The 12,830-nt window shown below is 46.9% G+C and carries 10 protein-coding genes and 1 riboswitch; of the genes, 9 read left to right on the forward strand and 1 reads right to left on the reverse strand.

The annotated features are described in order from the left end of the window. Positions 1–82: 82 nt before the first annotated feature. Positions 83–766: a hemolysin III family protein gene (locus KO537_RS07020; protein WP_028759837.1), complete on the reverse strand. Its 684-nt coding sequence runs from the start codon at positions 764–766 to the stop codon at positions 83–85. 494 nt (positions 767–1,260) lie between these two features. On the opposite strand from KO537_RS07020, the gene KO537_RS07025 reads away from it, so the two are divergent. From KO537_RS07025 to KO537_RS07065, 9 genes are all read left to right on the forward strand, one after another. Then, positions 1,261–2,640 carry a hypothetical protein gene (locus KO537_RS07025; protein ID WP_173244695.1) on the forward strand — a complete coding sequence of 460 codons (1,380 nt, stop codon included), beginning with the start codon at positions 1,261–1,263 and terminating at the stop codon, positions 2,638–2,640. Between the two features lie 167 nt (positions 2,641–2,807). Next, positions 2,808–2,906, forward strand: a riboswitch (TPP riboswitch). Between the two features lie 201 nt (positions 2,907–3,107). Continuing rightward, positions 3,108–5,213: a phosphomethylpyrimidine synthase ThiC gene (thiC, locus tag KO537_RS07030; RefSeq protein WP_251071042.1), complete on the forward strand. Its 2,106-nt coding sequence runs from the start codon at positions 3,108–3,110 to the stop codon at positions 5,211–5,213. 2 nt (positions 5,214–5,215) lie between these two features. Then, positions 5,216–7,150: a thiamine phosphate synthase gene (gene thiE, locus KO537_RS07035; protein ID WP_219234185.1), complete on the forward strand. Its 1,935-nt coding sequence runs from the start codon at positions 5,216–5,218 to the stop codon at positions 7,148–7,150. Further along, the gene (locus tag KO537_RS07040) at positions 7,143–8,045 is read left to right on the forward strand and encodes a HesA/MoeB/ThiF family protein (protein ID WP_219234119.1); all 903 of its coding nucleotides are present in this window, start codon (positions 7,143–7,145) and stop codon (positions 8,043–8,045) included. Before thiE ends, KO537_RS07040 begins: the two co-directional genes overlap by 8 nt. Position 8,046: 1 nt before the next feature. Further along, entirely contained in the window at positions 8,047–8,250 is a 204-nt protein-coding gene (thiS, locus tag KO537_RS07045) for a sulfur carrier protein ThiS (protein ID WP_105252576.1), read from the forward strand. Position 8,251: 1 nt separating this feature from the next. Then, entirely contained in the window at positions 8,252–9,016 is a 765-nt protein-coding gene (locus tag KO537_RS07050) for a thiazole synthase (protein ID WP_173244704.1), read from the forward strand. Further along, positions 9,013–10,128: a 2-iminoacetate synthase ThiH gene (gene thiH, locus KO537_RS07055; RefSeq protein WP_173244707.1), complete on the forward strand. Its 1,116-nt coding sequence runs from the start codon at positions 9,013–9,015 to the stop codon at positions 10,126–10,128. The genes KO537_RS07050 and thiH overlap by 4 nt, the downstream gene beginning before the upstream one ends. Positions 10,129–10,230: 102 nt before the next feature. Beyond that, a complete protein-coding gene (locus KO537_RS07060; protein WP_173244710.1) occupies positions 10,231–10,494 on the forward strand; it encodes a chemotaxis protein in 264 nt (87 codons plus the stop codon). Positions 10,495–10,499: 5 nt separating this feature from the next. Next, complete coding sequence (locus KO537_RS07065) at positions 10,500–12,713, forward strand: putative metalloprotease CJM1_0395 family protein (RefSeq protein WP_173244713.1); 2,214 nt, start codon at positions 10,500–10,502, stop codon at positions 12,711–12,713. Positions 12,714–12,830: the final 117 nt, after the last annotated feature.

Here is a 12,830-nt window from a genome sequence, read left to right on the forward strand (position 1 = left end):
GAATAGATAATTAACGACTTTTAGCTTTGACTCACAGATAAATCAGAGCCAGTTAAATCACTATCAGTTAAATCATAGTCATTTAAATAACAGTCAGATAAATACACAGAAAGTGACTCATGGCACCGCCGAGCACAAACAAATGCCAAATGGCATGGTTGAATGGAATGCGTTTACCGACGTAGAACACAACTCCTAAGGTGTAAAATAACCCGCCTAAGATTAATAGATTAAAGCCTACCTCTGACATCGCCGCCGTTAAATCGCCCATCACAGTGACACATAGCCAACCCATAGCGAGATACAACACTAGGCTTAACTTTTTGAATTTGTGAATAAACAGTGTCTTAAATAGGATCCCACCAATTGCAAGCGACCAAATGGCCGTTAAAATCACTACCGATTGTGTCCCCTGTAGGCTTATCAGCATCAAAGGTGTGTAAGTCCCTGCAATTAAACAGTAAATAGCGCAGTGATCGGCGATCTTCAGTTTATGTTTCCAGCCTGAATGGCTAACACTGTGATATAACGTCGAGCATAGGAAAAGCACTATGATGCTCGCACCATAAATGGTTACGCCCGCAAGTTGAATTGGCGTTAGGTGATCTTGACCTTTAAGCAGCATGAGCACCAATGCCACAATCCCCGCAATGACACCTAGGCCATGGGATACACTGTTAGCGATCTCTTCTTTGATACTATATGGTCCAGATTTTACCGGGTTTTTAACTGTGTTTGGCTGTTCGGTAACACTTTGACTCGACATGGTAGATACACACTCGTAAACGATAATGACTGAGTCTATCAGTTAGAAAAATAAACCACCATATTTAAGCGTACACTTGTAAGCTTAAATTTGTGGTTGGCTTCTATTTTTCATCTTTTAGATTTTTAACGCCGTCTTGCACTCCCATCAGTGCATCGCATTGATGATGCTACTCGCTTCAAGACGTGAGATTTAACATTCAATTTAGCGCGATTATGATCCCAATTTCCAACCTTATTTGTCTTAACTGGCAAGTGACTTATCAAGCACTGGCGTAAAGTACTGTGCTTGTAGCAGGTTGCATTCGCATTGAACTTTGCTCTGTTTGCCTCCTCTAATCTGCGTTGAGCACTCGTAAGTAAATGCAATCAATAGATAATTCGCTTTCAATATTCACCAACCCGATATTGGATTGATATTGAATTAGAGTGTAATCGTTCCACGTTAAGCATCATTGAAATCAATGGATACTATACAAAACCTAAGGATGGATTTTGCCTTTTCAACATCAACCCAAGGCCGCGCCTTTATTGACAGCATCTCCTACAGCGATAGCGATTGGAGATGATGCCAATAGTGCTTTGCTGATTTCGGTCACATCGCCAGAAGGCGAGACTTTTATCGCCTTTGATCATCACCTCGGTGAACTGGATGCTGCTCAAACGCCTGTTTTTACCACTGATACGGAGCCATTAGCGTTCAATAGCGATGCAGGTCATTCAGCCTCTAAGCATGACATCAAAGGCATAGCTCAAGATAAAACCCAAGATTTGGTACTGCAAGAAATCCATGCTGAACATCAACATAAATTGGTTCCTGAGTCTGAATCCAAACCTGAACTGTCTAGGACAATACAAACTAGTGCTCAGGGATTGGGGACGGGATCAGTTTTGCGTGCTCGTCAGCCATATTTCAAAGAATTAAGTCTGCTATTTTTCGTACTCTTAGTGCATGTGTGTTTATTTTTACTTATCTGCATTTTGTGGCGCCCGCAGTTAAATCCCTTTGGATTGAAGGAAATAGAAAGCCGTGGCCCTAAAGTGGCAGCGATCAAGGCTTACTTTATTTATGCTCCCGCGGTAGAGAAAGCCGAAACCTCGGAGTCCGAAACTGAGATAAAGGCCGAGGATAAGACTGAAGCGACAAGTTTAGTTGAGCCTATACCAGTTCCCACACCTCCAACTCAAGTTAAGCCTCTGCCAATACTTGAAAAGGTCATGCCTGAAACAATAGCACCTGAAAAGGCCGTCTCTGAAAAAGTGGAAGCGGAAAAAGTAGAGCAGGGAAAAGTGAAGCCAGATACGGTTAAACCGGACATCAATCAATCGAACCAATCTCAATCAAAGAGAACTCAATCAAGTGCCCAAAGTGAAGTACAGCCCGCTGAAGTGACGGCAAAAAAACCAACTAATACGCTTGATACCACAGAAATAAAGCCGCAGCTTGGCGCTAAGAGTTTACCCGCAGCAGAAGGTGAGAGCACAATAGCGACAAGCTCAAGCATGAGTTTATTCACGCAGCAATATTTTGAACGTCAGCGCGAGCAAGCGCTCGATGATCTCGTCATTGAACAGGCCGATAAATTCACCCTGAAATCGAATATGAGTGAAATGAGCCCAGAGATGGAGGTGCTATTTGTCCCTAACGCCGATGATTTCGGTGGCACAACGAGTCTAGATTTACCCTTAGATCCAAATCGTATTGTGCGTAAAGGGGATACTTGTTATCGCGTGGTACAAGTCGGCACTCAAGTTAATCCTAACGCCGAAAATTTAGGTTTTCCCATTAACTGCAGTGGCAAAAAAATCAATCAAGCTATTGATGATGCCATTCAATCTCGATTAAATAAAATGATGCTCAAACCCCATCAATAGCTGCTTTCTTTTATGATCTATTTTCATGCTAATTATAGATTTTTTAGTTTAATTTTATTTAATCAATTAAAAACAATTAATTATGAATCTTTATTTTGGATTGGTGGTTAAGATTTTTAATTGCTTTTTTCCTTGTTTGTTGCTGCCGCTTCTGTCTATACTGCGCACTCATCTTGTCGGAGTGCCTCTTGGCTGAGACCGTTTATTCGGGATCCGTTGAACCTGATCAGGTTAAAACCTGCGAAGGAAACAAGCGTAATAACACACATTAAATCGCCAAAATAGACGGCTTGAACACCTGTTAACTCAGCAGTGTTTTAAGCCTTAATGTTTAGATTTAATTGTTATTGAGCAGGGTAACTCAATTTTTGAAGCCAGTGTTGGCCACAAAAGTTGATTGCCATGTCCAGCTATCAACAACTCAATTCTCCAGACAAGCAACTCCATTTTTTAACGTGAGATTGCTTATGTCCAGTTCAAACCCAAACTCAGCTGTAGCTGCCAGTGCGATAGAAATCACAGCGCTAGAATCGACAATCCCTAATAAATCGACTGAGTCTCGTCAATCAACAGTGCCTAAGGCGCCGAGTCGCCGCGAAACCCGTGCGCAGGCCCAAGCCTTTATCGATACGCTAGCGCCACTGCAACATCCTAATTCACAAAAGATTTATCTCGAGGGTTCCAGTGCCGATATTCGCGTTGGCATGCGGCAAATTCTGCAGACTGACACCCTGGTCGGCGGCACAGATGATGCGCCCATCATGGAAAAAAATCCGCCAATCCGCGTGTACGATTGCGCCGGACCTTATTCCGATCCTGAGGCCGACATCAATGTGCGTCTAGGCCTTGGTAAATTAAGACACAACTGGATCCTAGCCCGCAACGACACAGAGCAATTATCCTGCGCGACCTCAGACTTTACCCAACAAAGACTCGCCGACGACGGTTTAGATCATCTGCGTTTTGAGGCAGGCTCGAGTGCCATTGTCCGCCCACGCAGAGCGCTGCAGGGCAAACGCGTCAGTCAATTACACTATGCCCGTCAAGGGATTATCACGCCAGAAATGGAATATGTGGCGATCCGCGAGAACATGGCACTTGCGCAAGTACAGGATGAAATCCTCAATCGTAAAGCCAAGGGCGAAGCTTTTGGTGCCTTAGTCGGCGAACCGATTACCGCCGAATTTGTCCGCGCCGAAGTTGCCCGTGGCCGCGCGATAATTCCGCTGAATATTAACCATCCCGAAGCCGAACCTATGATTATCGGGCGTAACTTTCTGGTGAAAGTGAACGCCAATATTGGTAATTCTGCGGTGACCTCTTCCATCGAGGAAGAAGTGGAAAAGCTCGTCTGGTCAACCCGTTGGGGCGCGGATACTGTCATGGATTTATCCACGGGGCGTTATATCCACGAGACCCGCGAATGGATCATCCGTAACTCGCCAGTGCCCATTGGCACTGTGCCGATTTATCAAGCGCTGGAGAAAGTGAACGGCGTGGCAGAGGATTTAACCTGGGAAGTGTTCCGCGATACCTTGATTGAACAAGCTGAGCAAGGTGTTGATTACTTTACCATTCATGCTGGTGTGCTGCTTCGTTACGTGCCGATGACGGCTAAACGCGTTACTGGGATCGTTTCCCGCGGCGGTTCAATTATGGCCAAATGGTGCCTGAGTCACCACAAGGAAAACTTCCTCTACAGCCATTTTCGTGAGATCTGTGAGCTTTGCGTCGCCTACGATGTATCCCTGTCCTTAGGTGATGGTATGCGTCCAGGCTCGATTGCCGACGCTAATGATGCCGCCCAGTTTGCAGAGCTTGAAACCTTAGGTGAGCTAGTCAAAATCGCGTGGGAATACGACGTACAAACCATTATCGAAGGACCGGGACATATCCCGATGCAGCTCATTAAAGAGAACATGGACAAGCAGTTAGTTCACTGCGACGAAGCGCCGTTTTACACCCTTGGCCCACAAATCACCGATATTGCACCTGGGTATGATCATTTCACCTCCGGCATAGGCGCGGCCATGATAGCTTGGTACGGCTGCGCCATGTTGTGTTATGTAACACCAAAAGAACACTTAGGATTACCGAATAAACAAGATGTTAAGCAAGGTTTGATTGCTTATAAGATTGCTGCCCACGCCGCCGATGTGGCCAAAGGTCATCCGAGTGCGCAAATTCGTGATAATGCGCTGGCAAAGGCGCGTTTCGAATTCCGCTGGGAAGATCAATATAATTTAGGACTCGATCCTGAAACCGCGCGTGCTTACCACGATGAATCTTTACCGCAGGAATCCGCTAAAGTCGCGCATTTTTGCTCTATGTGCGGCCCTAAATTTTGTTCGATGAAAATCACCCAAGATGTTCGCGCCTATGCCGCTGGCTTAGAGGCGGCACAAGCGAAGGCGGAGCAAGTTGAAGCGGCTGCCCAAGCTATGCAAGTCACAATCAAGACGCCGCAGGAGTTGGAAGCGGCAATGGCGCTAAAATCGGCACAATTTGCTGCCTCGGGCGCCGAGATTTATCACGTTAAAGACAAGCTCGTCGCCGAAGCTGAGGAAGCCTAATGATGCTGGGTATTCATGGGGGGAAATTGCCCATGAATACCGAGTGCCCCGCGTTTGTCTGGACTATAGCCGGTTCAGACAGCGGCGGCGGTGCCGGTATTCAGGCGGACTTGGCCACGATTCAGGATTTGGGCTGCCACGGTTGCAGCGTGATCACCACAGTGACGGCGCAAAGCTCAGTGGCGGTCACTTTAGTCGAGCCCGTATCAGCGGCGATGTTAATGGCTCAGTTGACTACTTTACTGTCAGACTTGCCACCCAAAGCGATCAAAATCGGCTTACTGGCAGATCAATCTCAAGTCGCATTACTGGCAGATTGGATCGCGAGTTTTAAAATCCACTATCCATCTGTGCCTGTGATTATCGATCCTGTGATGGTCGCCAGTTGTGGCGATGCATTAGCAGTAGATAACTGTCAGGATATAAAAAGTACGGCTAAATCAGCCTTAGATTTTAGGCCTTTCAAAGGTTTAATCGAACTTATCACGCCCAATGTGCTTGAACTTGGGCGGTTAACTCACAGTGATGTTTCGACCAAATCGCAGTTCGTTGCTGCAGCACAGGCTTTATCCCAGAGTTTAGATTGCAGTGTGCTCGCTAAAGGGGGCGATGTGAGCTTTGGCAGCACTGACATTCTTGCTGATACTCATGCTAAAACTCACGATAACACTCATGCTCAAACTCAGGCTAACGTTCATGTTAGCACTCTCGATAGCAACGGCTGGGATTTTGAGCTTGCCGAGGATTATCTGGTTTGCCATCAAGTACGCGCTAGCTCTGAGCTGCATCAAAATGGGCGTTTCTGGTTGGCAAGCCCGCGGGTTAATACACGTCATAACCATGGTAGCGGCTGTACTTTGTCATCGGCTATTGCCGCCGTGTTAGCGCAAGGTTTTGTATTGCAAGATGCGGTGGTGGTTGCCAAAGCCTACGTGAGTCAAGGCTTAAGCGCGGCGATTGGTTTAGGGCAAGGTCCAGGGCCGTTGGCCCGTACGGGGTGGCCCAATGACTTGTCCCGCTATGCCAAGATAAAATTGTGTGATGGTAATTTTATTAGTTATCACCTCAACCAACATCTTGATGTTGGTAATGACTTAGTTGCAACAGTTTTTTCCGCAACAGATCAGGCAACCGCTCAGGTAAGAATAACTTCGACGCCAGCTCAATACATCTCATCCCACGGTTTTAAAGTGCTCGATGCCGATCTTGGTGTTTATCCCGTGGTGAGTGACTTAATCATGCTGGAAAGTTTGTTAGTTGCGGGTGTTAAAACCGTGCAGTTACGGATAAAAACCGATACCAGCGGGTCAACTGCTGCAGGGTTAGCAGGATACCAGCGAGATAAATCTGCGCTAGGCAAGTCTGAGTCAGGTAAATTTGAGTTGGTTGGCTCTGAATTAGAAGCACAAATTCAAACGGCCATTGCCTTAGGTAAGCATTTTAATGCGCAGCTTTTTATCAATGATCACTGGCAGTTAGCGATAAAATACCATGCCTTTGGGGTACATTTAGGCCAAGAAGATCTCGCCGTTACCGACTTAGCGGCCATTCAAGCCGCGGGGCTCGCGTTAGGTCTATCCACCCACAGTTATTTCGAGTTGTTATTGGCGCATCAATACTCGCCATCCTACATAGCGCTTGGGCATATATTCCCAACCACGACGAAGCAAATGCCTTCAGCGCCCCAAGGGCTCGCAAAACTTAAGCACTATGTGGCGTTACTCCAAGACCATTATCCCTTGGTCGCCATTGGCGGCATCGACTTAGATAATCTGGCAAAGGTGAAAGCCACTGGGGTGGGCAATATTGCTGTGGTGCGCGCAATAACGAAAGCTAAGGATCCAGTCGCAGCGTTTGCAGAGCTGAGCCAAGCTTGGGAGCAATGTAGCTTGTCTGAAGAACTGGCTGTAAAGCATGAGGTTGCTAAGCATGAGTAAAAACCAACCGCTTGCTCACGCAGAGGTTCTTTGCGACGGTACACAAAGCGCTCATACACTAAGTGATGCCAATTTCATCCGTTATTCTCGGCAAGTCTTATTGCCAGAAGTGGGTGAGGCCGGACAATTACTACTGGCCGACGCCAGCGTTGCTATTGTAGGGCTTGGCGGTTTAGGGCAATTGGCGGCGCAGTATCTGGCCTGTGCAGGCATTGGCTACTTGACCTTAATCGACATGGATAAGGTTGAAGTATCGAATCTACCAAGACAATTGCTATTCAACGATGCCGACATTGGACTCAATAAGGCGCGAGTTGCCAAGCAAAAGCTCAAAGGCTTAGCGCCGCAGTGCACTGTTACTGCCCATGAAACAGTATTTAGTGCTGAGACATCAGCTCATCACTTCGCTGAGGTTTTACAATTAAAACAACAGGGTAAAAGAGTGCTCGTGCTTGACTGCACCGATAACTTTGCGACTCGCCAATCCATTAATCGCTGCTGTATCGAAGCTACTTTGCCTTTAGTTAGTGCGTCAATCGCAGCATTTAGCGGCCAATTGTTTGCGGTCGATCAAATGCAGCTCCCCTCTGGCGGTTGTTATCACTGTATTTTCCCCGCACAGACGAGAGTGTCGCAGAGCTGCAGTACCCAAGGCGTACTCGGCCCCAGCGTAGGCGTGATGGCGTCAATGCAATCTTTGGTGGCAATGCAACTCTTGCTGAGTGTGAATAGCGGTGGTGATGAACCGAAAAATGCCTTGTTGGGGCGTTTTTGGCGCTTTGACGCTAAATCACTTGCGTGGACTGCTGCTGTATTAACGCGGGATCCCCACTGTGACGTGTGTGGTCCCAAAGGGGCTTATCTATCATCAAATAAAGATAGTCTTGAGGTTTGATATGATTTTAATTCACATAAACAATATCCCGCAGTCGTTATCTGAACCGACGTCACTCGCGGCTGTGATCCTCGCACAAAATATTGCCCTCGATTCAGTTGCTATCGTGTTGAATGCTGAGGTCGTTCCGCGCAATCGCTGGCAATCTATTCTCTGCCAACATGAAGATAAATTAGAACTTTTCTCAGCTGTAGCGGGAGGCTAGTATGTTAAAGATTGCCGATGTGGAGTTTGAGTCGCGTTTATTTACTGGGACGGGAAAGTTCAGCAATAGCCAAGTGATGATCGAGGCGATAATGGCTTCAAAATCGCAGTTAGTGACAGTTGCGATGAAAAGAATTGATTTTAAAATGGGGCTTGATGATTTACTCACGCCGTTACGTCAAGCGGGTGTCCGGCTATTGCCTAACACTTCGGGGGCGAGAAACGCCAAGGAAGCGGTGTTTGCGGCTGAGCTTGCCCGTGAAATGCTGGGAACTCATTGGATTAAGCTCGAAATCCACCCCGATCCTAAGTACCTGATGCCCGATGCAATTGAAACCTTAGCAGCGGCCAAGATTCTCTGTGATAAAGGTTTTATCGTGATGCCCTATGTGCATGCCGATCCTGTGCTGTGCTGTCGCTTGGAAGAGGTGGGCTGCGCTGCGGTTATGCCATTGGCGAGTCCGATTGGCAGTAATCAGGGTTTAGTCACTGAAAGCTTTTTAAAAATCATCATAGAGCAGTCGCGGGTGCCAGTGGTGATCGATGCCGGCATTGGCGCGCCTTCACAGGCTGTGCGGGCAATGGAGCTGGGCGCCGATGCGGTGCTCGTCAACACCGCCATCGCCAGCAGCGCGTCGCCGATAGTGATGGCCGAGTGCTTTAAGGATGCGGTGCAATGCGGTAGACGGGCGTTTGAAGCTGGGCTTGGCCGAGTACAAACGGGCGCGGTACAGACCAGTCCTCTGACAGGATTTTTAAACCAATGAGTTTTGTAGCGGAATTTGCCAAAATCCCACGGGATAAACTGTTACTCGATTTGTATTCTTGCACAGCCCAAGATGTCGAGCGGGCGTTAGTGAGTCCAGCAGGGGATTTACGCAGCTTACTGGCCTTGTTATCACCTGCGGCAGAGCCTTATATCGAAACCATGGCGCAGCAATCTGCGGCGCTTACGCGGCAGCGATTTGGCGCGAATCTTGGCATGTATTTACCGCTATATGTCTCGAATCTGTGCGCTAATGAATGTGATTACTGTGGTTTTAGCATGAGTAACAAACTCAAACGCAAGACCTTGAATGAACAGGAGTTGATGGCTGAAATAGCTATTATCAAAGGCAGAGGTTTTGATTCTATTTTACTGGTGTCGGGTGAGCATGAAACTAAGGTCGGCATCGATTATTTTAAGCAAATGTTGCCGTTGGTAAAGCAGCAATTTAGCCATGTGGCGATGGAGGTCCAACCCATGAGTGAGGACCATTATCGCCAGTTAGTCGCGCTAGGTTTAGATGCTGTGATGATTTATCAGGAGACCTATCAGCCCGAGACTTATGCTCGTCACCATTCCCGAGGTAAAAAAATGGATTTTGCCTATCGCTTAGCAACACCGGATAGAGTTGCGGCGGCGGGGGGGGATAAAATTGGTCTTGGGGTATTACTGGGGCTGGATGATTGGCGTTTAGATGCGTTAATGATGGGATATCATCTTGACTATTTAGAGCGTCGCTATTGGCGCACTCGCTTTAGTATTTCGCTGCCAAGGTTAAGGCCTTGTACTGGCGGGATCACCCCAAAAGTTATGCTATCGGATTTAGGTTTAGTGCAAATGATTTGTGCATTTAGACTTTTTAATCATCAGCTTGATATCAGTATGTCGACAAGGGAAAGCCCTGAGCTGAGGGATAATCTTTTGCCACTTGGAATTACTCAAATCAGTGCGGGTAGTTCGACACAACCGGGCGGCTATCAAGCACCCGACAGTCAACTCGATCAATTTGAGATAAGCGATGATCGCAGCGTCGAGCAAGTCATCGAACAGATGCAACTGCAGGGTTTTAATCCCGTATTTAAGGATTGGGAAGCCAATTGGATCACAGGATAAATAAGACCATAAATAAATGGTGAGAATGCGGATAAAACCTGTACTTTTGCAGGTGATTGGTCAATAATTGACCCATTAATCACAGCGTGCAGGAATACCGTTATGCAAATCCAATCTGCTTATTCATCCGGTCTGCAAGGCTTGCAAAGTGCTCAATCTGGGCTCACTCAAGCAACAATAGATGTGGCTAAACCTACACCGACTCAAAGTGCGACTCCGGCTGAATCTACAAGAGATGTTGCGCAGCCTGATAAAACCTCGGCATTACTTACCGCTAATGAGTCATTAAGACAAGGGGAAGCGTCAACAGAAGTGATTGAAACTGATTCTGAAACGATAGGTTCGATCATTAATATTAAGGTGTAAATATCATGTCGGTTGTGGCGCTATCACTTAAGGTTGGAGCGCCATCCTCTTCATTTTCGGCACATGATAAGATGCTCAGCTCGAATCTAAGCCAGACTCAAAGCCAGAGCCTAAACCAGAGTCACGCTAATAGCACTTATCAAGGAGCCAGCGCTCACACTGCAGGCTCCGCAAAAATTGAAGCGAGTGGTGTCCATGAACTACAGGTTACTGGAACTTCATTTGCTCCAGTTCAAGCCACGCCTATTACTTCATTAGCTGCTAACGTTTCCCAATCTCTCCACTCATCACCGAATGTGTCTTTTGCTGCTTCTAGTGCTGTTTCATCAACTGCAGCACCTGTACTTCCTGTACTGAATGGTGCAAGCCAAGCACTCGAGGTCGCTCCTTTTTCCGTACCAACGCCAAGGAGCAATCCTCAGGTAAATACGTTAAATGATCGAGCTAGCTTACATGCCGATGCGAGTTTTAGTTTGTTAACAGGACCAAGATCCATTTCTGGTGTACGCGGGGGACAGATTGCGACACCTATTTCTACTCAGGTATTTTCGCCCGTCGCGGGTACGAGTAATAGCGGACTTGGGGTAAATTCCTTGGCTACAATAAGTCCAAATCTCAGTGTAACGAGCAATATTCCCGTTGATATTTTTACGCCTCTGAGTCCATCAATTGGCACTAGGGGTACTTATATTCCTGCTTTCAATCCATCTAGCACGGGTGATGTTTCTCCAATAATGCCTGATTTAGCGGCAGTGTTTGGGCCACAAACTGTCTTTACTGGAGCTGCGTTAGTTGATCCCACTACGTCCGATTCTGCAATTAACAGTTCTGTAAATAAGAGTGTAGCAACGAGTGCAGGGCCTGTTGGTCAGTCAAACTCTACGCAAGCCACAGATCAATCCGCTAGCAATGATGTTGCTCGACCGACTGTGTTAGAACTATTTACTCAAGTTTTCGGTGAAGCTCAGGCTCAAGCTAGTCCTGTAGATGCTCCTGCGACAGCGTCTAACCCAGATGATAGTCAACAAGTCTTAGCTGCTGTCTTTGCCCCAAATGATAATCAGCTTGAAAAGCAAGTACAGGAAGAAGAATCGCGGAAACAGCAAATAGCAGCAGCGGAAGAGGCAAAGCAACAATCACTGGTTCAACAGGCTCAAGAACAAGAGATACAAGCCCAAGAAAAAGTGCAGGCTCAACAGCAACAGCAAGTCGATGAACTTAAAACTCGAGATTCAGAGGTTAAAGCCCATGAGCATGCCCACGCAACCGTCGGAGGACAATACGCTCAGAGCCCGAGTTTTAAGTATGAAAAGGGTGCTGATGGCCAACGTTACGCCACCGATGGCGAAGTGCAGATTGATGTCTCTCCAGTGGGAGGCGACCCGCTTGCAACGATAAACAAAATGAAGCAAGTTTATGCCGCAGCAATGGCTCCTGTTGACCCGTCATCAGCGGATATCCGTGTTGCCGCGGAAGCCTTGCAAAAAATGAATGAAGCTAAGGTGATGCTGGCAGAGGAGCGACAAAAACAAATTGTTGACTTGCAAACGGCTCAAACATTAATAGACGCAGATGCACAAATCAAAGAGTTGCCACCGTTAGAAAAACATACACCTGTAGTGACGGGAGACGTTGATGAGTCCGGTAATATTGCTCAGCCCCAAGAGGCTGTATTCACCCCCGCCTCTACTGCGCTTGATAAGCTAAAACAAGCGATCGAGGCGCAAACGGTCAACACGAGAGTCATTGATACGGGTTCGAAAACCTCTTCTGATATCAGTGACTCAGTCACTACATCGACCACAGTGGAAACGATTGAGCCACCGACCGCAACTTTAGCATTTGGAGAAGCTTCAACTTCAGCGGATTTAGCGACGGGTTTTATTTCAAGATCCGATAGTGCTGCAAGCCGTTATTATGTCGCGGTTGCACAAGCCAGTGCTGGACCTTCAGTTCGTGTCGATATGACGTCGCAAGCCAATATTCAGCCTTCTTATCTGGCATCTTCAAATGATCTGCTTAGCAATTTGCAATCTACGGATGTTTTGTCCGCAAACGATGTAAATGAGCAGTCTTCAAATATCAGTGCTAGCGCGAATTCGAATGTGTCTTTGCAGAGCAAGTTATATGTGGTAGATGACCTCTTGCAGGAGACAGGATTTATTCAGCCGCAATACTTGGGTTATCAACAAGCGCGCTATGTCGACTTTAGTGTGTAAGATTAGGTTTTAAGCTTTAACTATTTCCATGATTCGCTTTTCATTATCTTTTTCGAAACAACTTCTCAGCGCCACTAAGAACTAAGCATTTAATCAGCAGTTAGCACTTATCGTTTT

Source organism: Shewanella sp. NKUCC01_JLK, assembly GCF_019345615.1.
Classification (GTDB): Bacteria; Pseudomonadota; Gammaproteobacteria; order Enterobacterales; family Shewanellaceae; genus Shewanella; species Shewanella oncorhynchi.